This window comes from Streptomyces deccanensis (assembly GCF_022385335.1).
In the GTDB taxonomy this organism is placed as follows: domain Bacteria; phylum Actinomycetota; class Actinomycetes; order Streptomycetales; family Streptomycetaceae; genus Streptomyces; species Streptomyces deccanensis.
In genome coordinates this window covers 1,732,104-1,758,489 of the sequence record NZ_CP092431.1, presented here as the reverse complement: position 1 = coordinate 1,758,489, position 26,386 = coordinate 1,732,104, and the positions used below count along the sequence as shown (strand labels likewise).

Here is a 26,386-nt window from a genome sequence, read left to right as displayed (position 1 = left end):
CGGATTACGTGGGCCACTTCGCCTCGGAGGGGGCTAGTGGACGGAGAAGCCGCCGTCCACGAAGATCGTCTGCCCCGTGATGTAGCCGGCTGAGCGACCGGCCAGGAACACCGCGGCTCCGGCGAAGTCGTCGGCCAGACCGTTGCGGCCGGTCAGGGTACGGGCGGCGAGCGCGGCGACCTGCTCCGGGTCGGACGCCAGTCGGGTGTTGAGCGGGGTCGGGACGAAACCGGGGACCAGGGTGTTGCAGGTGACGCCGTGGGGCGACCACTCCTCGGCCTGCGAGCGCGCCAGCGACTCCAGGGCGCCCTTGGAGACGCCGTACGCGCCGCTGCGGACGAACGCCCGGTGTGCCTGCTGTGAGGTGATGTGGAGGATGCGGCCGTAACCCCGCTCGGCCATGCCGGGGCCGAAGCGCTGGCCCAGCAGGAAGGGCGCCTCCAGGTTCACCGCCATGGTGGTGTCCCACACGTCCTCACCCAGCTCCGTCAGCGGGGGACGCAGGTTGACGCCGGCGCTGTTGACGAGGATGTCCGGTTCGCCGAACGCCTCGACCGCCTGCTCCGCCGCCGCGCGCACGCCATCGCGGCTGCCGAGGTCGCCGCTCACCCAGGCGGCCCGGCAACCGTCCGCCGTCAGCCGGTCGACCGTGGCCGCCAGTTCCGCCTCCTTGCGCGCGACGATCACCACGCTCGCCCCGGCCCGGGCGAGAGCCGTGCTGATGGCCTTGCCGATACCGGAGCTGCCGCCCGTCACCACGGCGACCCGGCCGTCGAGCGAGAACAGTTCGGAGAGGTAGCTGGGAGAGATCATTCCCGCACCTTAGGACTTCTGAGCCCAGGGGGTTGTCGGCCGACAGTTTCCGATATATCGTTGAGCCATCGCGACAGATCAACGATGGAATGGAGTGATCGTGATGCGTTCCCGTGGACAGGACTTCGGATTCGAGCGTGGGCATGGACCGCGTGGTGGGGAGCACCCCCGCGGCTGCGGTGACTTCGATGCGCTGCGCGCCGCCTTCGGGCCGTTCGGGCCGGGCCATGGTGGTCCCGGACCGTTCGGGCCCTTCGGTGGGGGCCCCTGGGGTGGGCGCGGCCGAGGCGGACCCAGGGGAAGGGCACGGCGGGGCGATGTGCGTGCCTCGATCCTGGCCCTCCTCAAGGACAGGCCCATGCACGGCTACGAGATGATCCAGGAGATCGCCGAGCGCAGTGGCGGGGCGTGGAAGCCCAGCCCCGGCTCGGTGTACCCCACCCTCCAGCTGCTGGAGGACGAGGGGCTGATCGCCAGTGCGTCCGAGGGCGGCAAGAAGCTGTTCTCGCTCACCGAGGCCGGTCGCAGCGCGGCCGACGAGGGGCCCGAGGCCCCCTGGGAAGAGGCCTCGCGCGGGGTCGACTGGGAGGCGCTGAGCGAGATCCGACAGGCCGGCTTCGGTCTGATGGAGGCGTTCGGCCAGGTCTGGAAGACCGGCGACAAGGACCAGCGCGACAAGGCGCTGGCGGTGATCAACGAAGCCCGCAAGAAGCTGTACCTGATCCTCGCCGACGAGGACTGACGGACGGCTGAGCAGGTGAAGCGCGAGAGCGTCCCCGGAGGATTCCGTGGGGCGCTCTCGTGTGTGCGGGGGCGGGGTGCGGGTGGGGAGTGGTGCAGGTGAGGGCAGTGCCGGTCAGGTGACGAGTGCGCTGCTACTGGCTACCGGCTACGTCACCGGGTGGATCAGTGCCGCGTCGAACAGGTCCCATGCGCGGGGCAGGCGGCTCTCGTCGTGGCAGTGCCAGGCCTCCCAGAACAGGTCGGCGGGCCGGGCGTTCTCGGGGGCGTACACCCGGTACACGTACTGCCTGCCGTCGATCGCCGGCAGGGTCACCAGCCAGCACCCGCTCTCCATGGGGTGAGGGACGAGCGCCGGTGCCATGCGGTTGCGTGCGGGGCGTGGGGCGAGCGGGCGCGCGCCCCTGGGGCGTGAGCGTCGGATCTCATCCGTAGGGAGGAGAAGCGGGTGCTCCCTACGCAACCTGTGTGGGACCCGAAGATGCTTCCTCCCGTGGATGACCCGGGGGCGGTGGGACTGATGGGGTGGAGGGCGTGCGACCCCCTTTCCCCCGGCAGTCGGCCGTAGACCATGGTTCGGACCACGTGGAGATCGAGGGCAGGCTCACGGACGAGCTGGCCTCGGCGATCGCCGCCGCGCGCAGACGGGTCCTCCGGGACGGGGACCGGCAGATCGACACCGCTCATCTGCTGCACGCGCTCATGGAGTCGGACCCCGACGTGCGCGCCTTCTTCGACGGACCCCAGGTCGCCCGGCTGCTCGGGTATCTGGTGCAGCGCAGCATCGGCTATGGACTGCGCTGGCAGATCGGCGTCGAGGACGCGGGAGTCGTCCCGGGGGCGCCGGGCACGCCCGGCTGGTCGCCCGTGGCGGCCCGTGCGATGCGCCAGGCGTACGACCGCGCCCAGCGGCGGGGTGAGCGGTCGGCGCACGGCGTCGATCTGCTCGCCGCACTGGTCGTCGCCAACGGGTCGCGCGCCGTGGAGGTGCTGGGCACCGTGGGTCTCGACGTCGGGCTCGTGGCGCGGCGGGTCGTGCAGACGCCGGTCGCGGGGACTCGGGTTGTGAGCGCTCCGCTTGTGGAGACGCCGGTAGGGGAGACGCCGGTCGTGGGGCCGGACGTCGTGGGGACGGGCGACGGCTGCTGATTCCGTGCGGTGATCCCAGGCCCTGAGTCGGGGCCGGTCCAGTCGGTGAGACAGGTGTCAACGGGGGTGAAGCTCCTGTCGTCGGCTGTCATCATGTGCCGGTGCATACGTCTCAGGGGAGTCACGGACAACGCGGTCGGGGTGTCGGGCTGGTGCTCGCGCTCGGCTCGGCGCTCGCGTTCGGCGGATCGGGTACGGCGGCCAAGCCGCTCATCGAGGCGGGGCTCGACCCGCTGCACGTGGTGTGGCTGCGGGTCGTGGGCGCCGCCCTGGTGATGCTGCCGCTGGCCGTGCGGCACCGGGACCTGCTGCTCAGGCGGCCCGCGCTGCTCGTCGGTTTCGGGCTGTTCGCCGTGGCCGGTGTGCAGGCCTTCTACTTCGCGTCCATCTCCCGTATCCCCGTGGGGGTCGCCCTCCTCGTGGAGTACCTCGGGCCCGCCATCGTCCTCGGGTGGGTGAGGTTCGTGCAGCGACGGCCGGTGACGCGTGCCGCGGCCGGTGGTGTCGTCCTAGCGGTCGGCGGCCTCGCCTGTGTCGTCGAGATCTGGTCGGGGCTGAGCTTCGATCCGCTGGGGCTGCTGCTGGCGCTCGGGGCCGCCTGCTGTCAGGCCGGGTACTTCGTGCTGTCCGACCAGGGGAGCGAGGCGGGCACCGAGGCGCCGAACCCGCTCGGTGTCATCGCCTACGGGCTGCTGGTCGGAGCCCTGGCGCTCACGGTGGTGACGCGGCCGTGGGGGATGGAGTGGGAGGTGCTCGGCGGTGTCGCGTCGATGAACGGGACGGTCGTACCGGCGTGGCTGCTGCTCGGGTGGGTGGTGCTGATCGCCACGGTGCTCGCCTACGGGACCGGGGTGATGGCCGTGCGGTGGCTGTCTCCGCAGGTGGCGGGGGTGCTGGGGTGTTTGGAGGCGGTGGTGGCGACCGTGCTCGCGTGGGTGCTGCTGGGCGAGCATCTGGGGGTGGCGCAGATCGTCGGCGGGCTGGTGGTGCTGGCGGGGGCGTTCGTCGCGCAGCGGTCCGCGCCGGGCAGCAGGGGGTCGAGGAAGGTGGCGTCCGGTGGGGAAGGGGTGGCGACCGAGGTGTCGGTGGGGCGGGGGTGACCCGAGCGCCGGGGGCTTGCGGCGTGCGGGACGGGGGCGGGGGCGTCCGTCGGCTGCGGACAGCAGGGTGAGTGTGGCTGATCGCGCAGTTCCCCGCGCCCCTTGCGGGGGCGCGGGTTCGGTTCTCGGTTACAGGGTCTTGAGGTAGGCCGGGAGTTCCGTGGCCGGGGGCAGGTCGGGGTCCGGGATCGGGGGCTCGTAGCCCTTTCGGAGGGGGACGACGCCGGCCCAGTGGGGGAGCGTGAGGTCCTCGGGCTCGTCGTTGACGCCGCCGGTGCGGGTCTTGGCCGAGACCTCGTTCAGGTCCAGGCGGATCACGGCCGTGGCCGCGAACTCCTTGCCGTTGGCGGGGCGCGAGTCCCGCGAGCGGCCCGGTACGACATGGTCGACCAGGGCGTCCAGGGCGATCCGCCGCTCCTCCGGGTCGGTCACCTGGTGTGCGGTGCCGTGCACCACCACGGACCGGTAGTTGATCGAGTGGTGGAAGGCGGAGCGGGCCAGGATCAGCGCGTCCACATGGGTGACCGTCAGGCACACCGGGAGGCCCGGGTCGGCCCGGCCCGTCATCCGCAGCGGGCGCGACCCCGTCGAACCGTGCACGTAGAGCGTCTCGCCCACCCGGCCGTACAGCGTCGGCAGCACCACCGGGGCGCCGTCGCGGACGAAGCCGAGATGGCAGACGTACCCCTCGTCGAGTATCGAGTGCACCAAGTCCCTGTCGTACGAGGCCTTCTGGGCGCCGCGGGTGGGGACGGTGCGCTCGGTGGGGTTGTAGGCGGCGGGCGGTGGTGTCGTCGGTTCGGGTGTCGTCGACCGCGGGGTCCCCGTCATTGCGCTCTCCATTGCACTAGTGCATAATCGTGTTTGTGCTAGGAGAATACCGGATCACTGGACGGCGCGCAGCCGAGATTGCGGCGAGCGTCGAGGAGGCCGTGGGCTCGGGCGGGCTGGAGCCGGGTCAACTGCTGCCTCCCATGCGGGAGTTGGCGGATCGGCTCGGGGTGAATCCCAATACCGTCGCGGCCGCCTACCGCACGCTGCGCGAGCGCGGGGTCATCGAGACCGCCGGACGCCGGGGAAGTCGAGTGCGGTCCAGGCCGGCGACGACGGGGCGGGAGTACATCCGGGTGGAGGTGCCCGAGGGTGTCCGGGACCTCGCCGACGGCAATCCCGACCCCGCGTTGCTGCCGCGCCTGGCGGAGGTCTTCGCGGCCGCCGCCGAGCAGGGCGACCGCGAACCCGTCTTCTACGGATCGGGCGCGGTGGAGCCCGAGTTGGCGCGGATCGCGCGGGCCGACCTGGACGCCGACGGGGTGCCGGACGGACCGGTCGCCGTCACCTCGGGGTCGCTCGATGCCATCGAACGGGTCCTGGCCGTCCACCTCAAACCCGGGGACGCCGTCGCCGTCGAGGACCCCGGTTGGGGGAGCGTGCTCGACCTGGTCCCGGCGCTCGGGTTGCGGGTCGTGCCGGTCGGCGTGGACGACGAAGGGCCCCTCCCCGACGACGTGCGCAAGGCGCTGGAGGGCGGGGCGCGGGCCCTGATCGTCACCGACCGGGCGCAGAACCCGACCGGCGCGGCCGTGAGCGCCGCTCGCGCGCGTGCCCTGCGGTCGGTGCTGCGGGAACATCCGGAGACCCTGCTCATCGAGGACGACCACGGCTACCGGATCGTCGAACAGCCCCTGCACCCGCTCGCCGGGGGCACCCGCAGCTGGGCCTTCGTGCGGTCGGTCGCCAAGGCGTACGGCCCCGATCTGCGGCTCGCGGTGCTCACCGGCGACGCGGCCACCGTCGACCGGGTGCGGGGCCGACAGCGGCTGGGGCCGGGCTGGGTGAGCCGGCTGGTGCAGCGGGCCGTCGTCCGGCTGTGGTCCGGAGGTGCGGTGGACGCCGTGCGCGTGGCGGCGGCGTACGGGCTGCGGCGGGACGCGTTGATCGGCGCCCTCGCGCGGCGCGGGGTCGAGGCGCACGGGGTCAGCGGGATGAACGTGTGGATCCGGGTGCCGGACGAGACCGGCGCGGTCGCCCGGCTGCTGCACGCGGGCTGGGCCGTCGCGCCCGGGGCGCGCTTCCGGATGAGCGCCCCGCAGGGGATCCGGATCACCGTCTCCACCCTCACCGAGGAAGAGATCGGGAGGGTGGCGGACGCGGTGGCCTCGGCGATCGGGCCGGGGCCGGGGTCGGGTTACGTGTGACGGCGCCTCGGGCGGTGCGTGAGCGTGGCGCGGGTGCGCGGCCTCGCCTGCGTCAGTGCCGCACCGGCCAGGACGATCGCCGCGCCGACCGGCGTCGACCAGGCCAGGGACTCGCCGAGGAGCGCGACACCGGCCGCCGTGGCGATGACCGGGATGAAGTACGTGACCATCTGGGCCGTCGTGGGGCCGACCTCGGAGACGAGGCCGTACTGGAGGAGCATCGCGACCCCGGTGCCGAGGGCGCCCAGCGCGACGACCGCCAGCAGGGGCAGCACCGGGAAGCCGCTCGGCGCGGTCGTGAACAGCGGGGTGACGACGGCCAGTTGGGCGGTGGCGAGCAGCAGTTGGGCCCCGGTGAGGGAGAGGTGCGACGCGGTCGTGCCGGCCAGGGTGCGGCGGACGTAGATCCAGCCGACGGGATAGCTGAGGGAGGCCAGCAGGGCCATCGCCGTGCCCGTGGCGTCCAGGCCGTGGAAGCCCTGCCAGGCGCCGAGCACGGTGAGGACACCGAGGAAGCCGAGGCCGAGGCCGGCGACCCGCAGCCGGGTCGGGCGGTCCTCGGAGAGCGCGACCAGGGAGAGGGCCATGCCCCACAGGGGTGAGGTCGCGTTGCAGATGCCGGCCAGCGTGGACGGGATGGTCAGCTCCGCGTAGGCGAACAGGGAGAACGGCAGGGCGTTGAGGAAGAAGGCGGCCACGGTCAGGTGTGCCCAGGTGCGGGCGCCCCGGGGGAGCCGCTCCCGCCTGACCGCCATCGCCGCCGCGAGGACCAGGGTGCCGAACAGCAGCCGCCCGAAGGTGACCTGGAAGGGCGCGTACGCCTGTGTGCCCACCTTGATCAGCAGGAAGCTGAAGCCCCAGACGAGGGAGAGGAAGGCGAAGCGCAGCCGCCAGTCGACGGCGGCGCGAGAGCGGTCGGGGACACGACCGGGGGCTCGGGTGGGCGTGGCGGTGGTCATGCGCACCACGATGGCGCCCCGCGATCTCGTAGCACAAGCGAGATTTGGTGAGCCGATTCTCGTAGCATCGCTTACATGTTGAATCTGGAGCGCCTGCGCACCCTGGACGCCCTCGCCCGGCACGGCTCGGTCAGCGGGGCGGCGGAGGGGCTGCATGTGACGACCTCGGCCGTCTCGCAGCAGATGGCCAAGCTGGAACGGGAGGTGGGGCAGCAACTCCTCGCCAAGAACGGGCGGGGCGTGCGCCTCACCGACGCGGGGCGGTTGCTCGCCGAGCATGCCGCGCGCATCCTGTCGCAGGTCGAGCTGGCGCAGTCGGCACTGGAGGCGCAGCGGGGGCAGGTGGTCGGCGAACTCCGGCTGGCCGCGTTCCCGACGGCCGTTCGGGGGTTGTTCCCCGCCGTCTTTCGGGCGCTGCGCGAGCAGCATCCGGCGCTGGGTGTGCGGTCGCGGGAACTGGAGCCCGAACTCGCCGTCGACGCGGTGATCCGGGGCGATGTCGACCTGGCCGTCGTCCTCGACTGGTACAACAAGCCGCTGCCCGTGCCCGAGGGGCTGGCCAGGGCCGCGATCCTCGACGACCCGGTGGAGGTGGCCCTGCACGAGGACCACCCGCTCGTCGGACGCGACGAGATCGACCTGCGGGAGCTGGCCCAGGAGCCGTGGGTCGCCTGGCCCGAGGGCGAGTTCTGCCACGAATGGCTGCTCTACACACTGCGGGCCAACGGCATCGAGCCCCACATCGCCCACCGCGCCGGCGAACACCACACCCAACTCGCTCTGGTCGCCGCGGGGTTGGGCGTCTGCATCGCACCCCGGCTCGGCCGTGACCCGATGCCGGCCGGGGTGCGGACCGTGCCGGTGCGTCATCGGGTCCACCGCAGCGTCTACGCGGTCTGGCGTTCGGACGCCGACCGGCGGCCGTCCATCAGGGCGGCGGTGGAGGCGCTACGGGCGGCGGGGGAGCGTGAGGGGGTGCTCCGGGCGGCGGGGGACGCGTGAGGGCTGCTCCGGGCGGCAGGTGGGGTGACGGCTGAGGGCGGGCGCGCCTGCTTGTGGTGCGCTGCGGTTCGCGGGGGCCGACGCCCCACCCGGACGGCGGGGCCCGGTTACGCGGACCCCAGTTTGCGGAAGTCCCAGGACGCGACGGCGGTCGGGGTCAGGCGCAGCCAGGCATGTCGGCCGTCGTGGGGCACCTCGTCGATGCCGAAGTTCTTGCGGGCGAACAGCCGCTCCACCTCGACGAGTTCGGGAACCGGCTCGCCCGTGCGCGGCGCCTCGCCCACGAACTCGACGGTGCCGGACAGTTCGACGCCGCGCAGTTCGCCGTACTCCTCGCCCGCGTCGACGACGACGGCCACGCGCGGATCGCGGCGCAGCGCGGACCAGCGCTTGCTGCGCGTGATCGAGTAGAGCCAGAGTGAGGTGCCGTCCCAGACGAACCAGAGCGGGCTGACGTGCGGGGCGCCGTCGGGCGCGACCGTCGCCACCCGGCAGGTCCGCTGTGCGCTCAGGAACTCGTCGAGTTCGGCGGGTTCCATCATGATCTTCCGGCCCCGGCGCTGGGTGACGGTCATGGACTCCCCTTTTCTGACGTGGCGTCAGAAGAGCATCGGTCGTCTTCCGTCCCCGCGCAAGGGGCGTTACGCTCCACCGCCCGATCGCCGGTGACAGGGGGACGTCATGCCCGCGCACGCGAGTGAGTCGAAGCGGCGGCGGGAGCTGGGCGGGCTCCTCGATCCCGCCACCACCGTCCTGCTCACCGTGGAATGCCAGCAGGGGGTCGTGGGGCCCGACGGTGCCCTGCCCGAACTCGCCCGGGAGGCCCGGTCGTCCGGGGTGCTCGGCCGGGTCGCCCGGCTGGTCACCGCGGCCCACGGGTGCGGGGTCCAGGTCCTGCACGCCGTCGCCGAGCGGCGGCCCGACGGCCGGGGCGCCAACCGCAACGCCCGGCTGTTCCGCGCGGCCGAGCGGCTGCCCGTACGGCAGTTGACGGGCACCGCGGCCGTACGGGTCGCGCCGCCCATCGAGGTCGCCGAGGAGGACCTGATCGTACGGCGGCTGCACGGGCTGTCCCCGCTGGCGGGCACCGACGTGGACGCTCTGCTGCGGAACCTGGGCTGCAGCACCCTGGTCGTCGCCGGGGTCTCGGCCAACGTGGCCGTGCCGAACGCCGTGTTCGACGCGGTCAACCTCGGCTACACGGTCGTCGTGCCCGGTGACGCCATCGCGGGGGTGCCTGCCGACTACACCCCCGCGATGATCCGCCACACCCTCGCGCTGGTCGCCACGGTCGCGACCACGGACGAGGTGGTGGCCTGCTTCGAGCGGCCCGCGGGCCGGTCCACGGGCGCCTAGCGCACGCTAGGCGAGGGTGATCGAGTCACCGGACACGGTGACCGTCTTGGCCGGCAGCGCCTTCGTCGCCGGCCCGCTCTTCACACTGCCGTCGGCGATCGAGAAGTTGCTGTTGTGACAGGGGCAGTTGATCACTCCGTCGGCGATCGTCTTCACCGCGCACCCCTGGTGGGTGCACGCGGAGGAGAACGCCTTGAAGGTGCCCGCCTCGGGCTGGGTGACGACGACGCCCTCGCTCTCGAAGATCTTGCCGCCGCCCTCGGGGATGTCCGAGGTCTTGGCGATCTCCTTGCCGCCCGCGCTGTCGCCGCCGCCCGTGCTGCCGCCGGTCGTGTCACCACCGGTGCTGCCACCGGTCGTGTCACCGGCCCCGGCGCCGGACGAGACGGAGGTCGACGAGTCGTCGTCCGATCCGCACGCGGTCAGCGCGACGGCGAGCCCCGCCACGCCGGCGGCCGCCATGACGGTGCGACGGCCCGGGATCGAAGCGGGTTTGGTCGTTTCGCTGGTCATGCTGACGGTTCCTTCCGAGATGGCTTCGCGCTTTCGCCCATGGATACGGCGAACCTGTCCTTGAACGTTCAGGCAGGTGCACATCTTGGCCTGTCCGGGATCACGACAGTGTCAAAACCAGCTGTCCGAAAGCTGTCGGTCGGCGATCGGCGATCGGCGACCGACAGCGGAAGGGCGGCGCCGTGCGGCTCAGGCCGTGGCCTCTGCCGTCGCGTCCGTCCGGGTCGCCTTGCCCGCAGGGGCCGACTGTGTCGTACGGCGGCGGCGGACCGGCATGCCCACGGTCGGGTGGGCCACCGCCCAGGCGGCGCCCAAGCAGATGATCTCCTTGTAGACGGCGGCGATCCGGCCCGTGAGGGCCTTGGGCAGGGCCTGGTCGTCCGCGGTCACGAACTGGATCAGGCCCTCCTTGCGGCCGAGCGAGATGCACTGCTGGTAGTAGCGGGCCTCGATCTTGGGGAGCTTTCCGCCGGTCAGGCGAGCCGCGATGGTGTCGGCGGCCTGCCACGAGGTGGGGACCCCCGAGGCGCACGACATCCGCAGCGGCTTGCCGCCGGGGCCCATCACGAGGGCCGCGTCGCCGATGGCGTACACCTCGGGGTGCGAGACCGAGCGCATGGTTTCGTCGACCACGATCTGACCCGTGCCCGAGACCTCCAGCGTGCTGGCCCCGGCGATCGGGTGGACGGCGAAACCGGTGGCCCACACGGTGACCGCGGCCGGGACGGGCGCGCCGTCGGTCAGCACGCGGTCGGCCTCGACGGCGGTGACGGCGGTGTGCTCGTGCACGGTGACGCCGAGCCCGGCGAAGACCTTCCGCAGATGTCCCCGGCCCTTGTCGGAGAGCCAGTCGCCGAAGCCGCCGCGGGCCACGAGCGCGACGTCCAGGTCCGGGCGGGACTCGGCGATCTCCGTCGCGGCCTCCACGCCGGTGAGACCGCCGCCGACGATCACCACGGGCTGCCCCGCGTCCAGCCCGGCCAGCCGCTCGCGCAGCCGGAGCGCGCCGGTGCGGCCGGAGATCTCGTGGGCGTGCTCGGCGGTGCCGGGGACGCCCTGCGGGTTCCAGCCGCTGCCGAGGGCGTAGACGAGGGTGTCGTACTCCAGTTCCTGCTGTCCGGCGCCGTGCTTGTCGACGACGGTGACGGTCCTGCGGTCGGCGTCGATCCCGGCGACCTCGGCGAGCTTCACCTCGACGCCGGTGCCCGCGAACATCTCGTCGAAGGGCCGGGGCTTGAGCTCCTGGCCGACCGCGAGCTGGTGCATCCGGACGCGCTCGACGACGTCGGGCTCGGCGTTGACCAGGGTGATGGCGACGTCCGCGCGGTGCAGCCGCTTGGCGAGGCGCCCGGCGGCGGTCGCTCCGGTGTAGCCGGCTCCGAGGACGATGATCCGGTGCTGCATTTCCTGCTCCTGTCTGCGCGGGTTCGAGGCTTGCCGTTGCTCGGTGACGCCCCTTGAACCGGGCAGCCCGCGCTTTCCTGACAGGAACAGGATGTGAAGCACGTCACACCGCGCCGGAGGTGGGCCCAGCGGGCTCGGCAGCCGCGATCGGGCAGCTCAGAAGGCGTGGAACAGGGGTTCCCCGTGCTCGGTGGCCGCCCACACCTCGGTCGCGCGTTCCAGCTTGTCGGGGTTGACCTGGCTGCGGAACGCGGCGATGCCGTCCGCGCCGATCTCCAGGCAGATGACCCCGACGACCCGGCCGTCGACCACCGCCAGGATGGCGGGGCCGCCGTTGGCCGTCGAGATGTGGATCGCGGGTGAGCCGCCGACCAGGGCCCGCTTGGCCGGAGCCGGCTTGAACAGGCCCCGCATGAACTTCGCGACCGCGAGGGCGCCCTCGAACGCCCTGGCGCGGGCCGGGACCTTTCCGCCGCCGTCGCCGACCGCGATGGCGTCCGAGGTGAGCAGCTTGACCAGCGGCTCGGTCTTCCCGCTGGTGGCCGCCGCGAGGAACTCCTCGACGATCCGCCGGACCGCCGCCTCGTCGATCTCCGTACGGGCCTTGCCCGCCGCCACGTGCTTCTTCGCGCGGTGGAAGATCTGCTGACTCGCGGCCTCGCTGATGTCGAGGATCTCGGCGATCTCCCGGTGCGGGTAGTCGAAGGCCTCCTTCAGCACGTACACCGCACGCTCGTTGGGGGAGAGGCGCTCCAACAGGGTGAGGACCGCGTACGAGACGGACTCGCGCTGTTCGGCGGTGTCGGCGGGGCCGAGCATCGGGTCACCGGCGAGCAGCGGCTCGGGCAGCCACTGGCCCACGTACGTCTCCCGGCGGGCGCGGGCCGAGGTGAGCTGGTTGAGGCAGAGGTTGGTGAGCACCTTCGTCAGCCACGCCTCGGGCACCTCGATCCGGTCGACGTCGGCCGCCTGCCAGCGCAGAAACGTCTCCTGCACCGCGTCCTCCGCCTCGCTCGCCGAGCCGAGGAGGCGATAGGCGATCGCCTCCAGACGGGGCCTCGCCGCTTCGAACCGGTCCACGTCGTGCATCGTCAGCGCCATGTCCCGGATCCTAGTGCGAGGCGGAGGCCCGTGATCACCCTTGGTTACTATGCTCACTTCATGCCGGAGGCAGGCAGCTCGGTTCGATCGTCGATCGCGAGGCTGAAGAGATGGGTGGCCCGGGAACGTGCTGAAAGAGGTCGCCGCGACCCGCTACATCACCCCTCTGCGCGAGGGCGGCTCGCTGCCCGGTCTCGTCGAGGGCGACGACCGGGGGACGTACGTCCTGAAGTTCACGGGCGCGGGTCAGGGCCGCAAGACGCTGGTCGCGGAGGTGGTCTGCGGGGAGTTGGCGCGGCGGCTCGGACTGCGCGTGCCCGGTCTCGTGACCCTCGACCTCGACCCCGTCCTCGGCCTCGGCGAACCCGACGAGCAGGTGCAGGAGCTGATCAAGTCCAGCGGCGGCACCAACCTGGGCATGGACTTCCTGACCCGGGCGATCGGCTTCGACCCGCTGGCCTTCGAGGTGAGCCCCGAGGAGGCCGGGCGGATCGTCTGGTTCGACGCGCTGATCAACAACGTCGACCGGTCCTGGCGCAATCCCAACCTGCTGATGTGGCACGGTGAGTTGTGGCTCATCGACCACGGCGCCACGATGATCTGGCACCACCACTGGCCCGGCGCCCGCGCCTCCGCCGCCAAGCCGTACGACGCCGCCGACCACGCCCTGGCCCGCTTCGGCCCCGATGTCGCGTCGGCCGCCGCCGAGTTCGCACCCCTGGTGACCGAGGACCTGCTCGCCGAGGTGACCGCCGAGATCCCGGACGTCTGGCTGGCCGACGAGCCCGGCTTCGAGACGCCGGACGCGCTGCGGCGGGCGTACGCCGAACCCTTGCTCGCCCGTGCCGCCGGCATTCACGAACGCATCGAGGGGATCAAGTGAGCGACCGCTTCCTGGGGACCGGCGCGACCGGGCGGGACGTCTACGAGTACGCGCTGCTGCGGATCGTGCCCCGCGTCGAGCGCGGCGAGTGCTTCAACGCGGGCGTCCTCGTCTACAGCCGCTCCCGGGCCCTGGTGGCGGCCCGTACCCACCTCGATGAGGCCAAGCTGCTCGCCCTGGACCCCGGGGCGGACGTGGCGGGCGTACGCGCCGCGCTGCGCGCCGTGGAGGGCGTGTGCGCCGGCGGAGAGGCCGCCGGGCAGGCCGCCCGCGACGACGCCGGACGGCGGTTCCGGTGGCTCGTCGCGCCCCGGTCCACGGTCGTCCAGGCGGGACCCGTGCACACTGGGCTCACCGCGGATCCGGCGGCGGAGGCCGAGCGGCTGCTCGCCCTGCTGGTGAAGTGACCCGCCGACACAAGGCAACCCACCGACGTTAGGCATCACACCGACGTTAGGCATCACACCTGGTGGAACGTTGACACCGGGTGCCAGGACTTCTAGCGTCACGTGTGCTGAAGGTACTAAGCGGTCGCTCACCAGATGGGAGCGCCGCAGGAGCCGCATCCCAAGGGCGAGGAGAACCAGCAATGTCCACCACTGAGCAGCGTGTCGCCGTGGTCACGGGTGGCGCGCGCGGCATCGGCGCCGCGACCGCCGTACGACTGGCCGCCGAGGGGCGGGCCGTCGCGGTGATCGACCTCGACGAGGCCGCCTGCAAGGACACCGTGGAGAAGATCACCGCCGCGGGCGGCAGGGCGCTCGCGGTCGGCTGCGACGTCTCCGACGAGGCCCAGGTCGAGGCCGCCGTCACCCGGATCGCCGACGAGCTGGGCGCCCCGACGATCCTGGTGAACAACGCGGGCGTGCTCCGCGACAACCTGCTGTTCAAGATGAGCGCGTCCGACTGGGACACGGTCATGAGCGTGCACCTGCGCGGCGCCTTCCTGATGGCCAAGGCGGTGCAGAAGTACATGGTCGAGGCCAAGTTCGGCCGGATCGTGAACCTGTCCTCGTCGTCCGCGCTCGGCAACCGGGGCCAGGTCAACTACTCCGCCGCCAAGGCCGGTCTGCAGGGCTTCACCAAGACCCTGGCCATCGAGCTCGGCAAGTTCGGCGTCACCGCCAACGCGGTCGCCCCCGGCTTCATCGTCACCGACATGACCGCCGCCACCGCCGCCCGCGTCGGCATGGGCTTCGAGGACTTCCAGGCCGCCGCGGCCACCCAGATCCCCGTGCAGCGCGTGGGCCGCCCGGAGGACATCGCCGGAGCCATCGCCTACTTCACGGGCGAGGACGCCGGATTCGTCTCCGGCCAGGTGCTGTACGTCGCCGGCGGACCGCTCAACTAAGGGATCACGAACATGACTTCGGTGGAACTCCCCGAACTCTCGGGCAAGGTCGCCCTCATCACCGGCGCCAGCCGCGGCATCGGCTACGGCATCGCCGAGGCCCTCGTCGCACGCGGCGACCGGGTCTGCATCACCGGCCGCAACGAGGACGCGCTCAAGGAGGCCGTCGAGCAGCTCGGCGCCGACCGTGTCATCGGCGTCGCCGGCAAGGCCCACGACGAGGCCCACCAGGCCCTCGCCGTCGAGCGCACGATGGAGGCCTTCGGCCGCGTCGACTACCTGGTCAACAACGCCGGCACGAACCCGGTGTTCGGTCCGATCGCCGACCTCGACCTGAACGTGGCCCGCAAGGTGTTCGAGACCAACGTCGTCTCCGCGCTCGGCTTCGCCCAGCGGACCTGGCACGCCTGGCAGAAGGACAACGGCGGCGCCATCGTCAACATCGCCTCCGTCGCCGGTGTCTCCGCGTCGCCGTTCATCGGCGCGTACGGCATCAGCAAGGCCGCCATGATCAACCTGACCGTCCAGCTGGCGCACGAGTACGCGCCCAAGGTGCGGGCCAACGCGATCGCGCCCGCCGTGGTGAAGACCAAGTTCGCCCAGGCCCTCTACGAGGGCCGGGAGGCCGAGGCGGCCGCGTCGTACCCGCTCGGGCGGCTCGGTGTGCCCTCCGACATCGGGGGCGCCGCCGCGTTCCTCACCTCCGAGCAGTCCGACTGGATCACCGGACAGACCCTCGTGGTCGACGGCGGCATCTTCCTCAACGCCGGGGTGGGCTGACAGAGTACGGACGGGCGCCGGTGCGCGATTCACCGAACATCTCCGGCGCCCGTCCGCACCCTCACGGGACCTCGACAACGCCGTCACACGCGGACTGACCAAGGGCTCCACCGGCCGGGCGGAATCGGCTCCGGGGCCTGCGGTATCGTTCGGCCACTCTTGGTACGGCATTTCGAGGAGCATGCACGTGTTCAACCGGAACCGATACTTGCCGCCACTCGCGGTGATCGCGTCCATATCCGTGGTGACCGGGTGCGGTGTGTTCTCCTCGGACGCCTCCGACGACGCGGACCCCATCATCGTGGGGACCACCAGTACGCCCAGCACCCTGGACCCGGCCGCCGCCTGGGACAGCTCCTGGGAGCTGATGCGCAACGTCTTCCAGCCGCTGCTCGGCTACTCGCCCGGCGGGTCCGAGCCCGAGCCGGACGCCGCCGAGAACTGCGAGTTCACGGACAGCTCCAGCACGGTCTACAGCTGCACCCTGCGCGAGGGCCTGAAGTTCTCCAACGGGCACACGCTGGACGCCAAGGCCGTCAAGTACTCGTTCGACCGCATCAAGAAGATCAACGTCAACGGTGGCCCCGCCGGTCTGCTGACCACCCTCTCCCGGGTCCAGACGAAGGGCGACCGCGAGGTCGTCTTCCACCTCAGCCAGCCCGACGCGACCTTCCCCCTGGTGCTCACCACGCCCGCGATGTCGATCGTGGACCCCGCGGAGTACCCCGCGGACAAGCTCCGCGAGGGCACGGACATCGTCGGCTCCGGCCCGTACAATCTCGCCTCCTACGAGGACGGCAAGACGGCCGAGCTGGTCCGCAACGACAACTACGAGGGCATCGCGGACCTCAAGAACTCCGGCGTCACCATCCAGTACTTCCAGCAGTCCGACGAGATGGTCAAGGCGCTCAAGAACAAGGACATCTCGGTGATCTACCGGGGTCTCGGCGCCTCGGACATCGTGGACATCCAGGCCAACCACGACGAGGAGGGGCTCCAGATCGTGGAGAACCCCACCACGGAGATCAGCTACCTGGTGTTCAACCCCAAGGACCCCTGGACGAAGAACCCCGCGGTCCGCAAGGCGGTCGCCCAGGTCCTCGACCGGCCGGCGCTCGCGCACAACATCTACAAGGACACCGTCGAGCCGCTGTACTCCATGATCCCCAGGGGTCTGGTGGGCCACACGACGGGCTTCTTCGACGACTACGGCAACCCCAGCGCGACCAAGGCGAAGTCCATCCTCACCGAGGCGGGCATCACCGAAACGGTTCCTCTCGAGCTCTGGTACACCACCGACCGCTACGGCTCCCAGACCAAGCCGGCCTTCGAGGAGCTCAAGCGGCAGCTGGAGGCGTCCGGACTCTTCAAGGTCACGCTGAAGAGCCGCCCCTGGAAGGACTACTCCAAGGGCTACCAGAACGGCGAGTACCCGGTCTTCGGACGTGGCTGGAACCCCGACTTCAACGACGCCGACAACTTCATCGCCCCCTTCGTGGGCGAGCAGAACGCGCTCGGCACCCCGTACAAGTCCCCCGAGATCACGGACAAGCTGCTCCCGGAGTCGCGCGCCGAGAGCGACCGCGGAGCCGTCGCCGAGGAGTTCGAGGAGGCCCAGCAGATCCTCGTGGACGACGCCCGCCTGATCCCGCTGTGGCAGGGCAAGGCGTACACGGCCGCGAACGAGGAGATCGCCGGCCTGGAGAACGTCATCGACCCCGCGACGATGATGACCATGTGGCAGCTGTCCTGGAAGACCAGCTGGTGATTCCGGGTGCCGGGCCCCGTTGTCAGTGGGCGCCTGTAGGTTCTGTGCTCTGACGGCGGCCGCGCCTCGCGCGGCTGCCCATGGCCGCGCCTTCCGCGGCCGTGAAGTGAGCGCACACCGGAGGAAGTTGACGTGACCGACATCGCCATGCTGCCCGAGTCCTGGCGCGGGGTCCTGGGGGACGAGCTGCAGCAGCCCTACTTCAAGGAACTCACCGAGTTCGTCGAGGAGGAGCGCGCCAAGGGTCCCGTCTACCCTCCCCGTGAGCAGGTCTTCGCCGCGCTCGACGCCACGCCGTACGAGAGCGTGAAGGTCCTCGTCCTCGGCCAGGACCCCTACCACGGCGAGGGCCAGGGCCACGGGCTGTGCTTCTCCGTGCGGCCCGGGGTGAAGACCCCGCCCTCGCTGCGGAACATCTACAAGGAGATGCAGGCCGAGCTGGGCACCCCCATCCCGGACAACGGCTATCTCATGCCGTGGGCCCAGCAGGGCGTGCTGCTGCTCAACGCGGTCCTCACGGTCCGCGCGGGCGAGGCCAACTCGCACAAGGGCAAGGGCTGGGAGAAGTTCACCGACGCCGTGATCCGCGCGGTCGCCGACCGGCCCGACCCGGCCGTCTTCGTGCTGTGGGGCAACTACGCGCAGAAGAAGCTCCCGCTGATCGACGAGGAGCGCCACGCGGTGGTGAAGGGCGCGCACCCCTCGCCGCTGTCGGCGAAGAAGTTCTTCGGCTCCCGGCCGTTCACCCAGATCAACGAGGCCGTCGCCCGGCAGGGCCACGAGGCGATCGACTGGACGATTCCCGACCTCGGCTGACGGGCCCGGCTGCTCGCCGTACGGCGGCCGGGGCGGCCCCGCGGTCGTACGGAGCGGCCTGACCGGGATCGCCGGTGCCTGCCGTTAGCGTCGGGAGGGACAGGCGGACACGGGCCGACGAGTGCGGAGGACGCGGTGGTGGAGCGACAGGAGCGGATGGCGTCGGACGCCGTGATGACCCGGATCGGGCAGGCGGTCATGCTGCACCACGGGGGTGACCGAGAGGAGGCCCGGGACCGTCTGCTGCGGCTGTGGGCGGAGATCGGGGAGGACGGCGCCCCGCTCCACCGCTGCACCCTGGCGCACTACATGGCCGACACCCAGGACGACCCCGACACCGAACTGGCCTGGGACCTCCGGGCGCTGTCGGCGGCCGACGAACTCTCTGACGGCCGTCCGGCGGAGGACCGGGACGAGCTCGCGGCGCGGGCCTTCTACCCCGCGCTCCACCTCAACCTCGCCGCCGACTACGCCAGGCTGGGCCGCCACGACGCGGCCCGCAGCCATCTGCGACTGGCTCGGGGAGCGCTGGCCACGCTGGGGGACGACGGCCACGGCGACGGAGTGCGCACCGCCCTGGCCCGCCTGGAGGCCCGGCTCGACGAGACGGGCCCCACCGGCGGGGAGACACCGGGGCCGCCGCGACAGCGGCCCTAGCGGGCGTGGGGTGCGGCGCGGGCGGTCCGTTCGCGTGCCCGCCGGGGGTCAACGGCCGTAGACGTCCTTGCAGATGGCCGCCTGGGGGGTGTCCCTGCCCCAGCCGCCGTAGCGGTGGCCGAGTGCGCACACGTCGGCGTTCTTCGGCGGGGTCGTCGGGACGGACTTGGGCAGGGGCGGGATCTCGACGGGGGCGCGGGAACCGGGCGGCGGGTCCCGCCGCTCGCGGGGCGCCGGTCGCTCGTCGCGGGGTGGTGGGGGCGCGGCGGGGGCCGGGGCGGCGTCGGTGGCGGGCGGAGCGGACGGGGCGGGCCTCGGCTCCGGGGGCGCGCTCGGGGTGGGTTCCCTCGGCGGGCCGACCAGTCTCAGGGCCTCGCGCGCCGGGGCCTCCACGATCTGGGTCTCCGTGATGCCGTCCGGGCGGGGCTCGGACGGCCGGGACGGGACGGGCGACGCCTGCGGCGGGGGCGGGTCGTGCGCGGTCACGCAGCCGGTGAGAGCCGAGACGGCCACGGTGACCAGGAGCGTTGCGGTGGTGGTCGGTCGATGCACGCGCGCAACTCTGCTGTGTCCGTGCGGCTTTGGGGAGAGGACGGACGGATGATGCCCCCACATGGGTGACGCCCGCGGCCCCTCGACGACGCCTTCCGCCCCGCTCAGTACCCGGTGGCCCCGTCGATCCGCTCCCTGAGCAGGTCCGCGTGACCGTTGTGCCGCGCGTACTCCTCGATCATGTGGGTGTAGAGCCACCGCAGGCTCGGTGCCTCGCCCGACCGCCGGTGCACGGCCTTGGCGACGTCGTCCAGGGCGAATGCCCCGGCGTTGCGGCGGGCGATCGCGATCTCCGCCTGCCAGGTCCCGTACGCCTCCTCCCAGGTGTCCGCCTCGGTCGGATGGAACTCCCCGTCCGGGTCCGCCTCGCTGAAGTAGATCGGGCCCTGGTCGTCGTCCACCAGCACCTTGCGGAACCAGATGCGCTCGACCTCCGCCATGTGCCGGACGAGACCGAGGAGGGAGAGCTCGGAGGGCGGCACCGAGGCGGTCCGCAACTGGGCGTCGTCCAGGCCCGCGCACTTGAGCGCGAGCGTCTGCCGGTGGTAGTCGAGCCAGCCCTCCAGCATCGCCCGTTCGCTAGCGGTGACGGAGGGTTCGGTGCGCTGTTCGGTCATGTCGGCCATCCTCGCAGCCCCCGTATGCTGCCGACGAGGCATTTCGACGGCACACCGTGGACGGGAGACCCCTGTGAAGGTCGGCTGCGTCGGGCTCGGCGACATCGCGCGGAAGGCGTATCTGCCGGTGCTCGGCACCCAACCGGGGCTCGAACTCCATCTGCAGACACGGACGCCCGCCACCCTCACCCGCGTCGCCGACAGCCTCCACCTCCCGCCCGGCCGGCGCCACACCGACCTCGACGCGCTGCTGGCCCAGGACCTCGACGCGGCCTTCGTGCACGCGCCCACCGTGGCCCACCCCGAGATCGTGGAACGCCTGCTGGAGGCGGGTGTGCCGACGTACGTCGACAAGCCGCTCGCGTACGAACTCGCCGACTCGGAACGGCTCGTACGGCTCGCGGAGGACCGCGGCGTCGGCCTCGCCGTCGGGTTCAACCGGCGGTACGCGCCCGGGTACACGCAGTGCGCCGACCATCCGCGCGAGCTGATCCTCATGCAGAAGAACCGCATCGGCCTGCCCGAGCTGCCGCGCACGATGATCCTGGACGACTTCATCCATGTCGTGGACACCCTGCGGTTCCTGGTGCCGGGCGAGATCGAGGACGTGACCGTACGGGCCCGGACCGAGGACGGACTGCTGCACCACGTCGTGCTCCAGCTCTCCGGGGCCGGATTCACCGCGCTCGGTGTCATGAACCGGCTCAGCGGCTCGGCGGAGGAGATCCTGGAGGTCTCCGGTCAGGACACCAAGCGACAGGTCGTGAACCTCGCCGAGGTGATCGACCACAAGGGGCAGCCGTCGACGAGGCGGCGGGGCGACTGGGTGCCGGTGGCCCGGCAGCGCGGCATCGAGCAGGCCGTCCTCGCCTTCCTCGACGCGGTGCGCGCGGGCAGGGTGCTCAGCGCGCGGGACGCGCTGGCGACCCATGAGCTGTGCGAGCGGGTGGTGCGGGCGGTGGAGGACCGGTCCGCCGCCTGAGCCGCAGGGCCCGCCCGCCCTCGAAGGCGCCCCAGGCGAGCAGCGTCAGCAGCGCCGCGTCCACCGGCCAGTCCCCGAAGCGGACGTACGGCGTCGTGCCGCTCGCCAGCGGCACGTCGTACACCGCCGTCGTGCTCTCGTCGGTGCCGAGCCGGGGGCCGACGCGCTCGCCGTCCGGGCCGTGGACCGCCGAGACGCCGGTGAGCGTCGCGTGGGCCATAGGGCGGCCGGTCTCGGCGGCCCGCAGCGCCGCCAGCGAGGCGTGCTGCTCGGGGGCCCAGCTCTGCTGGAACGTCGAGGTCGCCGACTGTGCGAGCAGCAACTCGGCGCCGTCCCGGGCGAGATGACGGCTCATGTCGGGGAACGCGGACTCGAAGCAGACCATGGGGCCGATGCGGAGCCCCTCCCCGGAGTCGAACACGACCTGCTCGGTACCGCGCCTGCGGTCCTCACCTGCCGCCTCGCCGACGGAGGTGGCCCAGCCGAGCAGCGAGCGCATCGGGATGTACTCGCCGAAGGGGACCAGGCGCATCTTGTCGTAGCGGTCGCCGGTCGGGCCGTCGGGACCCACGAGCACGGAACTCTTGTAGATGCCGGGACGGTCGGAGCGGCGGGCGTCCACGTTCACCAGGATGTTCGTGTCCGTCTCGCGGGCCAGCGCGGCGATCCGGTCGGAGAGGTCGGGGCGGTCGGCGAGGTCGTGACCGACGCTGCTCTCCCCCCACACGATCAGGTCGAGGTCCTGCCCGGCGAGCCGGCGGGTGAGCGCCTCCTCACGGTCGAACCGGTTGTCGGGGCCGTCGGTCACCCCGGGCTGCACGACGGCGATCCGCACCTCGCCCCGGACGTCGGGGCGCGGCGCCCACAGCCAGACCGCCGACGTCGCGGTGGCCGTCGCGACGAGACCGGCGAGCGCCGACGCCCGTGACCGGCGCACGGCGACCAGCACGGTGACCGCGACGTTGACGGCCACCAGCAGGAAGCTGATCAGCCAGACCCCGCCGACCGAGGCCAGCCGCAGCGCGGGCTCCACCTGCCACTGGCTGGACCCCAGCAGGCCCCACGGCCCGCCGAGGCCCTGCCAGGAGCGGACGAGTTCGATCACCAGCCAGCCCGACGGCACGACCAGCAGCGCGGCCGCGACCCGGCCCGGTGACGGCGTTCCGGCCAGGAAACGGCGCACCAGCCAGGCCCAGGGCGCCCACAGCGCGCCCAGCAGGCCCGCGATGACGAAGGTGAACACATGGAGGTTCGGCAGCAGCCAGTGGTGCATGGCCAGCATGAACGCGCATCCGCCGAGCCAGCCGTCGTACAACGCCCGGCGGCCGGTCGGGGCGGTGCGGACCACGAGCATCCACGGCACCAGCGCCGCCCAGGCGAACCACCACAGGCCCGGCTCCGGGAACGCGAGCACGGGCAGGGCTCCGGCCACGACGAGGGCGGCTCGCCGCCGCCAGGGGGAGGCCAACCAGTCCGCCGTCCGCCGCGGCCATGGGGTGGCCACCCAGTGCGCTGTCCGCCGCCGCCATGGGGAGGCCACCCAGTCCGCCGTCCGCATACAGCGCCTCCCTCCCCACCGGTGAGTCCTTCCAGTGTGCGCGCCGGGGACGATCTCCGACAGGGGGCCTGGGTGGGGGTGGGGTTGGGAGGTGCGCGGGGTGCGGGGCGCGGGTCTGTGCGCGGTGACAACGGGGGCGTGGCCGAGGTGTCCGGGTGAGTGGTGCGGTCAGGCCGGGGACGGGTGTTGGGTGGGGGTGAGGCCCTCGGGGGTTCGGCGCCATTTCTCCTGGACCACGACCTCGCGCAGGCGCCAGCCGTCCGGTGTGCGGACGAGGGCGAAGGCGTAGCGGCCGCCGCAGACGAAGTCGGGGGCGGTGGATCCCCCGTCGTGGCCGGCGAAGCGCATCGGGTTGATGTAGTCCGCCTGGACCCGGGCCGTGTCGCCGGTGTCCTGCTCCAGGAGGTCGAAGCGCACCCGGCGGTTGACGATGAGGTGCTGGCGCATGGGGAACAGCTCCATGCTCCGCGCCAGCCACCCGGCGACCTGCCCGGCGTCGCCCTCGATGCCACCGGCCGAGCGGTAGTCCGCGCGGCCCCGCGGTGCGAACAGGTCCCGGTACGCCGCCCAGTCGCCGTCGTCCACCGCCACCGCGTACTCGGTGATCAGGCCATCGACGGCGAGCCGGTCCATCACGGTCGCGAGCTCCACACGCTGCGTCATCGGCTCAGTCTTGGGGCAGGACACGCGCCACGCCAAGGGGCGTGCGCTCGGATGGGGGATATTTCCGGGACGGCGGAGCTGTCGGGCCCGTGACCGGCCGCGCGTCGGCCGTGGATATTCGGTGGCCCGGCGGCGTCGCCGTGACCGAACCTGGTGCCCGTGACTGAAAGTGAACGCCTCTCAGCGACCGAGCCCAGGTTCCGCGTCCGTGCCCGCCACACCGCCGACACGGTCACCGTCTACCAGGCGTACCGCCCGGAGATAGGCGGCCCGGCCGCGCGGAACGGCCGGTTCCCGGCCACGTGGAAGCGGGACCGGATGACCTGGATCAAGCCGTCCTTCCTCTGGATGATGTACCGCTGCGGCTGGGGTCTGAAGGAGGGGCAGGAGACGGTTCTGGCCGTGGAGATCAGCCGTGAGGGCTTCGAGTGGGCGTTGCGCCACTCCTGCCTCTCGCACTACGTCCCCGAGCTGCACGAGAGCCGGGCCGCCTGGCAGCGGGAGGTACGCCGGTCGCCCGCCCGCGTCCAGTGGGACCCCGAGCGCGACCTGCGGCTCGCCCCGCTGCCGTACCGCTCGCTCCAGCTGGGCCTGTCGGGTGAGGCGGCGGCGCGGTACGCGGACGAGTGGATCGTCGGCATCGAGGACGTGACGCCGCTCGCCAGAGAGGTCCACGGCCTCGTACGGGCCCGTGACCTGGACGCGGCCGCCGCGCTGCTTCCAGCGGAACGGCCGTATCCGGTCGCGGACGACGTGCTGGCCCATCTGCGGCGCTGAGCCCGGAGCGAGGCGCGTGTCAGGGCGCGGGGAGTGTGGCGTGCTCAGCGGCGGCGGGGGCCGAGCAGTGCGCAGACCGCGTTCTCCTCGACGGCGCGGAGCCTCTCCAGCAGCTCGGGGTTGAGCGTCCTGTTCACCTGGGTGGTGAGCGAGAAGGTGAGGGATCTGCGGCCGTCGGGGGTCGCGGCGATCAGCTGGGTGTAGCCGGGGAAGTTCCCCGTGTGGCCCAGGACCACCCCGCAGCGCGTGTCGTAGCGGAAGATGGCCAGTCCCGCCCTGTTGCGGCCGGGCCCGGCCGGTTCGGACGCCCCCTCGATCCAGCGGCGCTGCTCGCGCAGGACCGATCTCGACGTCAGCTCCCCGGCGGCGTAGCCCCGGATGAACCGCGTCATGTCACGCGGGGTGGAGACGATCCCGCCCGAGGCCCACACACCGGACGCGCTGAGCGCCTCGCTGACGTCCTCCGGCGGCGCGGGCGGCTCGACGGCGTACCCGTGCATGTACGGCTCCGGCATCTCGTACCCCAGGGGAAGGCTGGTGTCGGTCAGCCCGAGCGGCCGGTAGACGATCCGGCGCAGGAGGTCCTCGTACGGCCTGTGGGTCGCGGCCTCCGCCATCAGCGCGACGGCGATGTTGTCGGAGTTGGAGTACTGGTACCGGGAGCCCGCCGGGAAGCGCAGCGGTTCGTCCGCGACGAAGTCCAGCAGCCGGCGGGGGTCGAAGGTGCGGCGCGGGTCCGCCAGGAGCAGCTCCAGGAACCCCGGGTCCTCGCTGTAGTCGGGCAGTCCGCTGGTGTGGTTCAGCAACTGCCTGAGCGTGACGGATCCCCAGGCGTCCGGCAGCCGGGGGAGGGTGTCGCCGAGGGTGCTGTCGAGGGAGAGTTCGCCCTGCTGCACGAGGCGGAGCGCGACGGCACCGCTGAACGCCTTCGCCGTGCTGGCGATGCGCATGTGGTCGGTGGGCTCGATCGGACGGCCCGTCTCCACGTCGGCGACACCGGCGCGCAGGACACGTGGTCCGCCGTCCCGTTGCAGGACGACGATCACGCCGGGTGGGCCTCCGGGGGTGCGGACCAGTTCTTCGAGCTGCCGTTGCAGGGCGCGCTCGCCCCTGCCGCCACCGCCGTCGGCGGCGGCGCCCGCTGTCGGGGCGAGGAGCAGACCGCCGAGGCAGGAGGCGCCGAGCAGGGCGACGAGGGCGGGGCGGAGACGGGGACGGGGGCGGAGCCGAGGGCGGGGACGGGCGGAACCCGGACCGGTGTCGCGGTGGGCGCGGGGGCGCGGGTGGGTGGCGGGCGTGCGGGGCGTGAGGGGCGTGAGGGGCATGAGGGTCCCGTGAGGTTCGGTCGGCAGGGGCACCCTCAGCTTCGGCCGGGACCGCGACGACGCGCGCGTGTGCTTACGCTGTCCGGCCGATCGGCCGGACTTACGCTGTCCGGCCGATCGGCCACGCGAGCTGTTTGCGGTCCCTGGCCTCCCTCCACGCCGATGCGAGCCGTCCTCCGTGGGAGAAGGTGGCCCGGTCAGCGCGGAGCGAACTGCACCCCGGTCCGCTGCACGACGTCAGGCCGCACCGGGAGGCCCTCCACGGTCAGCTGCTCCCCGTAGATGTCGGTGATCCGCAGCGCGCCGCCGCACCCGCCGCCCTGTTCGGAGAGGAAGTAGTTGTACTCGGTACGGGGCAACGGGGTCCAGGCGCCGCCGGCGCGGACCTCCAGCCGGGCCACCGGGTTCCGGTGTCCGAGGACCTGGATGCCGCACCAGTACTGGCTGGACCCGGTCTTGTAGCGGATCGAGAGCGGGTCGGCGGCGGCGGGGCTCAGCAGGCTCCAGGTGATCGGTATCTCGCCGCGCGAGGGCGCGGCGAGCTTGGCGAAGGCCTCGGCGCTGAGGTCGAGTTGACCCGGCTTGCAGGGGGACGGGCACTCGTTGGTGATCCGGACCGTGACGGCGGCGCCGCCCGCGCGGACGCGCACATACGCCCCGCACGCCTTGGACACCTCGTAGTCGGTGGTGTTCATCGCCGCCGTCATGACGTCGTCGCTCGCGCCGAACGAGCAGGCGCCGCCCCCGCCGTTCCCGGCGTCGTAGAAGGTGGCGACCCCCGTGTAGTCGACCCCGGGGCGGATCCGTCCCGCCAGCTCTCCCGAGGAGGATCCGGAGCGGCCGGTGGCGGCGGCCGCCGGCCGGGTGGGCTCGTCGGTCGGGGTCGCCGACGGGGTGGTCTTGGAGGCCGACGGGGAGGGGGACTTCGAGGGGGTGGCGGAGGGCTTCTTCCGCTGCGGTGCGCCGGAGGGCGGTGCGGACGTCCGGGTCGTGGCCGCGACGGGGGTGGCCCCGGCCTTTCCGGCGGCCTCGGTGTCGGTGTCGGTGTCGCGGTCGGGGCCGAAGGCGATCACGAGCGATGCGGCGAGCCCGACGGCCGCCACGGCGGCGACGGACACGAGGGTGGTGCGCCGCCTGGGTGGGCGGGCGGAGCGGTGGGAACGGGCTGCCACGTTCAAGTCCTTCTGTTCCGTGCCGGGTTCGGGAGGATATGTGATGCGTGTGGGGCTCGCGTGAAAGGAGCTTGCCACTCATGGGTTGCCGCCGGGGTCGGAATGGTTGCCTTCGAGGCGCGGCGGGCGCGAAGCTGCGATCGTAGGAT

General features: G+C 72.3%; 29 protein-coding genes. 15 read left to right on the top strand and 14 right to left on the bottom strand.

The genetic code is table 11. From position 1 onward, the window contains the following. Window positions 1–33: 33 nt before the first annotated feature. On the bottom strand, window positions 34–813 hold the full coding sequence (locus L3078_RS07865) for an SDR family NAD(P)-dependent oxidoreductase (protein ID WP_239752323.1): 780 nt from the start codon (window positions 811–813) through the stop codon (window positions 34–36). 103 nt (window positions 814–916) lie between these two features. On the opposite strand from L3078_RS07865, the gene L3078_RS07860 reads away from it, so the two are divergent. Beyond that, window positions 917–1,555 (top strand): PadR family transcriptional regulator, encoded by a 639-nt coding sequence (locus tag L3078_RS07860; protein ID WP_239752322.1) that lies wholly within the window; start codon window positions 917–919, stop codon window positions 1,553–1,555. 147 nt (window positions 1,556–1,702) lie between these two features. Here L3078_RS07860 and L3078_RS07855 read toward each other — a convergent pair whose 3' ends face one another. Then, window positions 1,703–1,891, bottom strand: a complete 189-nt coding sequence (locus L3078_RS07855; protein WP_239752321.1) for a hypothetical protein — start codon at window positions 1,889–1,891, stop codon at window positions 1,703–1,705. A 197-nt stretch (window positions 1,892–2,088) separates the two neighbouring features. On the opposite strand from L3078_RS07855, the gene L3078_RS07850 reads away from it, so the two are divergent. Together L3078_RS07850 and L3078_RS07845 are read left to right on the top strand one after the other, a co-directional pair. Beyond that, window positions 2,089–2,703 carry a Clp protease N-terminal domain-containing protein gene (locus L3078_RS07850; protein ID WP_239752320.1) on the top strand — a complete coding sequence of 205 codons (615 nt, stop codon included), beginning with the start codon at window positions 2,089–2,091 and terminating at the stop codon, window positions 2,701–2,703. 95 nt (window positions 2,704–2,798) lie between these two features. After that, entirely contained in the window at window positions 2,799–3,803 is a 1,005-nt protein-coding gene (locus tag L3078_RS07845) for an EamA family transporter (protein ID WP_239752319.1), read from the top strand. Between the two features lie 129 nt (window positions 3,804–3,932). On the opposite strand, the gene L3078_RS07840 is transcribed toward L3078_RS07845, so the two are convergent. After that, a complete protein-coding gene (locus tag L3078_RS07840) occupies window positions 3,933–4,634 on the bottom strand; it encodes a pyridoxamine 5'-phosphate oxidase family protein (RefSeq protein WP_239752318.1) in 702 nt (233 codons plus the stop codon). A gap of 35 nt (window positions 4,635–4,669) precedes the next feature. Here L3078_RS07840 and L3078_RS07835 point away from each other — a divergent pair, with 35 nt between their 5' ends. Further along, window positions 4,670–6,001, top strand: coding sequence for an aminotransferase class I/II-fold pyridoxal phosphate-dependent enzyme (locus L3078_RS07835; protein ID WP_239752317.1), 1,332 nt, complete (start codon window positions 4,670–4,672; stop codon window positions 5,999–6,001). Here the strand turns inward: L3078_RS07835 and L3078_RS07830 are convergent. After that, window positions 5,992–6,960 carry a DMT family transporter gene (locus L3078_RS07830; protein WP_239752316.1) on the bottom strand — a complete coding sequence of 323 codons (969 nt, stop codon included), beginning with the start codon at window positions 6,958–6,960 and terminating at the stop codon, window positions 5,992–5,994. The two genes, L3078_RS07835 and L3078_RS07830, sit on opposite strands and share 10 nt — an antisense overlap. A 75-nt stretch (window positions 6,961–7,035) precedes the next feature. Here L3078_RS07830 and L3078_RS07825 point away from each other — a divergent pair, with 75 nt between their 5' ends. Continuing rightward, window positions 7,036–7,962 carry a LysR family transcriptional regulator gene (locus L3078_RS07825; RefSeq protein WP_239752315.1) on the top strand — a complete coding sequence of 309 codons (927 nt, stop codon included), beginning with the start codon at window positions 7,036–7,038 and terminating at the stop codon, window positions 7,960–7,962. A 107-nt stretch (window positions 7,963–8,069) separates the two neighbouring features. Here L3078_RS07825 and L3078_RS07820 read toward each other — a convergent pair whose 3' ends face one another. Beyond that, a complete protein-coding gene (locus L3078_RS07820; protein WP_239752314.1) occupies window positions 8,070–8,537 on the bottom strand; it encodes a pyridoxamine 5'-phosphate oxidase family protein in 468 nt (155 codons plus the stop codon). Between the two features lie 106 nt (window positions 8,538–8,643). Between L3078_RS07820 and L3078_RS07815 the strand changes: the two genes are divergently transcribed. Then, entirely contained in the window at window positions 8,644–9,318 is a 675-nt protein-coding gene (locus L3078_RS07815; RefSeq protein WP_239752313.1) for a cysteine hydrolase family protein, read from the top strand. A 6-nt stretch (window positions 9,319–9,324) separates the two neighbouring features. On the opposite strand, the gene L3078_RS07810 is transcribed toward L3078_RS07815, so the two are convergent. The 3 genes from L3078_RS07810 to L3078_RS07800 form a co-directional block, all read right to left on the bottom strand. Further along, window positions 9,325–9,831 carry a Rieske (2Fe-2S) protein gene (locus tag L3078_RS07810; RefSeq protein WP_239752312.1) on the bottom strand — a complete coding sequence of 169 codons (507 nt, stop codon included), beginning with the start codon at window positions 9,829–9,831 and terminating at the stop codon, window positions 9,325–9,327. A gap of 189 nt (window positions 9,832–10,020) precedes the next feature. Then, window positions 10,021–11,235: an NAD(P)/FAD-dependent oxidoreductase gene (locus L3078_RS07805; RefSeq protein ID WP_239752311.1), complete on the bottom strand. Its 1,215-nt coding sequence runs from the start codon at window positions 11,233–11,235 to the stop codon at window positions 10,021–10,023. A gap of 156 nt (window positions 11,236–11,391) precedes the next feature. Then, the gene (locus L3078_RS07800) at window positions 11,392–12,336 is read right to left on the bottom strand and encodes an RNA polymerase sigma-70 factor (protein ID WP_239752310.1); all 945 of its coding nucleotides are present in this window, start codon (window positions 12,334–12,336) and stop codon (window positions 11,392–11,394) included. Window positions 12,337–12,463: 127 nt separating this feature from the next. Between L3078_RS07800 and L3078_RS07795 the strand changes: the two genes are divergently transcribed. The 7 genes from L3078_RS07795 to L3078_RS07765 all read left to right on the top strand — a co-directional run bounded on the left by L3078_RS07795 (window position 12,464) and on the right by L3078_RS07765 (window position 18,591). Then, window positions 12,464–13,219, top strand: a complete 756-nt coding sequence (locus L3078_RS07795; protein WP_239752309.1) for a HipA family kinase — start codon at window positions 12,464–12,466, stop codon at window positions 13,217–13,219. Then, entirely contained in the window at window positions 13,216–13,626 is a 411-nt protein-coding gene (locus L3078_RS07790; protein ID WP_239752308.1) for a DUF3037 domain-containing protein, read from the top strand. Before L3078_RS07795 ends, L3078_RS07790 begins: the two co-directional genes overlap by 4 nt. 182 nt (window positions 13,627–13,808) lie before the next feature. Beyond that, window positions 13,809–14,570, top strand: a complete 762-nt coding sequence (fabG, locus tag L3078_RS07785) for a 3-oxoacyl-ACP reductase FabG (protein ID WP_239752307.1) — start codon at window positions 13,809–13,811, stop codon at window positions 14,568–14,570. 12 nt (window positions 14,571–14,582) lie between these two features. After that, window positions 14,583–15,350 carry an SDR family oxidoreductase gene (locus L3078_RS07780; protein WP_239752306.1) on the top strand — a complete coding sequence of 256 codons (768 nt, stop codon included), beginning with the start codon at window positions 14,583–14,585 and terminating at the stop codon, window positions 15,348–15,350. Window positions 15,351–15,537: 187 nt separating this feature from the next. Then, window positions 15,538–17,118 carry an ABC transporter substrate-binding protein gene (locus tag L3078_RS07775; RefSeq protein ID WP_239752305.1) on the top strand — a complete coding sequence of 527 codons (1,581 nt, stop codon included), beginning with the start codon at window positions 15,538–15,540 and terminating at the stop codon, window positions 17,116–17,118. Window positions 17,119–17,250: 132 nt separating this feature from the next. After that, window positions 17,251–17,934, top strand: a complete 684-nt coding sequence (locus tag L3078_RS07770) for a uracil-DNA glycosylase (protein WP_239752304.1) — start codon at window positions 17,251–17,253, stop codon at window positions 17,932–17,934. A gap of 135 nt (window positions 17,935–18,069) precedes the next feature. Further along, window positions 18,070–18,591, top strand: a complete 522-nt coding sequence (locus L3078_RS07765) for a hypothetical protein (RefSeq protein WP_239752303.1) — start codon at window positions 18,070–18,072, stop codon at window positions 18,589–18,591. A 48-nt stretch (window positions 18,592–18,639) separates the two neighbouring features. Here L3078_RS07765 and L3078_RS07760 read toward each other — a convergent pair whose 3' ends face one another. Then, window positions 18,640–19,143: a hypothetical protein gene (locus tag L3078_RS07760; RefSeq protein ID WP_239752302.1), complete on the bottom strand. Its 504-nt coding sequence runs from the start codon at window positions 19,141–19,143 to the stop codon at window positions 18,640–18,642. Between the two features lie 104 nt (window positions 19,144–19,247). After that, a complete protein-coding gene (locus L3078_RS07755) occupies window positions 19,248–19,760 on the bottom strand; it encodes a DinB family protein (protein ID WP_239752301.1) in 513 nt (170 codons plus the stop codon). 73 nt (window positions 19,761–19,833) lie between these two features. On the opposite strand from L3078_RS07755, the gene L3078_RS07750 reads away from it, so the two are divergent. Beyond that, complete coding sequence (locus L3078_RS07750) at window positions 19,834–20,742, top strand: Gfo/Idh/MocA family protein (RefSeq protein ID WP_239752300.1); 909 nt, start codon at window positions 19,834–19,836, stop codon at window positions 20,740–20,742. On the opposite strand, the gene lnt is transcribed toward L3078_RS07750, so the two are convergent. Continuing rightward, window positions 20,663–22,300, bottom strand: a complete 1,638-nt coding sequence (lnt, locus tag L3078_RS07745) for an apolipoprotein N-acyltransferase (protein ID WP_239752299.1) — start codon at window positions 22,298–22,300, stop codon at window positions 20,663–20,665. The genes L3078_RS07750 and lnt overlap by 80 nt on opposite strands. A 168-nt stretch (window positions 22,301–22,468) precedes the next feature. Then, window positions 22,469–22,963, bottom strand: coding sequence for a nuclear transport factor 2 family protein (locus L3078_RS07740; protein WP_239752298.1), 495 nt, complete (start codon window positions 22,961–22,963; stop codon window positions 22,469–22,471). A gap of 159 nt (window positions 22,964–23,122) precedes the next feature. Here L3078_RS07740 and L3078_RS07735 point away from each other — a divergent pair, with 159 nt between their 5' ends. Then, a complete protein-coding gene (locus L3078_RS07735) occupies window positions 23,123–23,740 on the top strand; it encodes a DUF4291 domain-containing protein (protein ID WP_239752297.1) in 618 nt (205 codons plus the stop codon). A gap of 44 nt (window positions 23,741–23,784) precedes the next feature. On the opposite strand, the gene L3078_RS07730 is transcribed toward L3078_RS07735, so the two are convergent. Both L3078_RS07730 and L3078_RS07725 read right to left on the bottom strand, forming a co-directional pair. Next, a complete protein-coding gene (locus L3078_RS07730) occupies window positions 23,785–25,065 on the bottom strand; it encodes a serine hydrolase domain-containing protein (RefSeq protein WP_239752296.1) in 1,281 nt (426 codons plus the stop codon). Between the two features lie 197 nt (window positions 25,066–25,262). Beyond that, window positions 25,263–26,237, bottom strand: coding sequence for an RlpA-like double-psi beta-barrel domain-containing protein (locus L3078_RS07725; protein WP_239752295.1), 975 nt, complete (start codon window positions 26,235–26,237; stop codon window positions 25,263–25,265). Window positions 26,238–26,386: the final 149 nt, after the last annotated feature.

Excerpts from the sequence above, each read along its gene's own strand:
- L3078_RS07865 (WP_239752323.1), bottom strand. The coding sequence starts at position 813 with ATGATCTCTCCCAGCTACCTCTCCGAACTGTTCTCGCTCGACGGCCGG.
- L3078_RS07860 (WP_239752322.1), top strand. The coding sequence starts at position 917 with ATGCGTTCCCGTGGACAGGACTTCGGATTCGAGCGTGGGCATGGACCG.
- L3078_RS07855 (WP_239752321.1), bottom strand. The coding sequence starts at position 1,891 with ATGGAGAGCGGGTGCTGGCTGGTGACCCTGCCGGCGATCGACGGCAGG.
- L3078_RS07840 (WP_239752318.1), bottom strand. The coding sequence starts at position 4,634 with ATGACGGGGACCCCGCGGTCGACGACACCCGAACCGACGACACCACCG.
- L3078_RS07830 (WP_239752316.1), bottom strand. The coding sequence starts at position 6,960 with ATGACCACCGCCACGCCCACCCGAGCCCCCGGTCGTGTCCCCGACCGC.
- L3078_RS07825 (WP_239752315.1), top strand. The coding sequence starts at position 7,036 with ATGTTGAATCTGGAGCGCCTGCGCACCCTGGACGCCCTCGCCCGGCAC.
- L3078_RS07820 (WP_239752314.1), bottom strand. The coding sequence starts at position 8,537 with ATGACCGTCACCCAGCGCCGGGGCCGGAAGATCATGATGGAACCCGCC.
- L3078_RS07815 (WP_239752313.1), top strand. The coding sequence starts at position 8,644 with ATGCCCGCGCACGCGAGTGAGTCGAAGCGGCGGCGGGAGCTGGGCGGG.
- L3078_RS07810 (WP_239752312.1), bottom strand. The coding sequence starts at position 9,831 with ATGACCAGCGAAACGACCAAACCCGCTTCGATCCCGGGCCGTCGCACC.
- L3078_RS07805 (WP_239752311.1), bottom strand. The coding sequence starts at position 11,235 with ATGCAGCACCGGATCATCGTCCTCGGAGCCGGCTACACCGGAGCGACC.
- L3078_RS07800 (WP_239752310.1), bottom strand. The coding sequence starts at position 12,336 with ATGGCGCTGACGATGCACGACGTGGACCGGTTCGAAGCGGCGAGGCCC.
- fabG (WP_239752307.1), top strand. The coding sequence starts at position 13,809 with ATGTCCACCACTGAGCAGCGTGTCGCCGTGGTCACGGGTGGCGCGCGC.
- L3078_RS07780 (WP_239752306.1), top strand. The coding sequence starts at position 14,583 with ATGACTTCGGTGGAACTCCCCGAACTCTCGGGCAAGGTCGCCCTCATC.
- L3078_RS07755 (WP_239752301.1), bottom strand. The coding sequence starts at position 19,760 with ATGACCGAACAGCGCACCGAACCCTCCGTCACCGCTAGCGAACGGGCG.
- lnt (WP_239752299.1), bottom strand. The coding sequence starts at position 22,300 with ATGCGGACGGCGGACTGGGTGGCCTCCCCATGGCGGCGGCGGACAGCG.
- L3078_RS07740 (WP_239752298.1), bottom strand. The coding sequence starts at position 22,963 with ATGACGCAGCGTGTGGAGCTCGCGACCGTGATGGACCGGCTCGCCGTC.
- L3078_RS07730 (WP_239752296.1), bottom strand. The coding sequence starts at position 25,065 with ATGCCCCTCACGCCCCTCACGCCCCGCACGCCCGCCACCCACCCGCGC.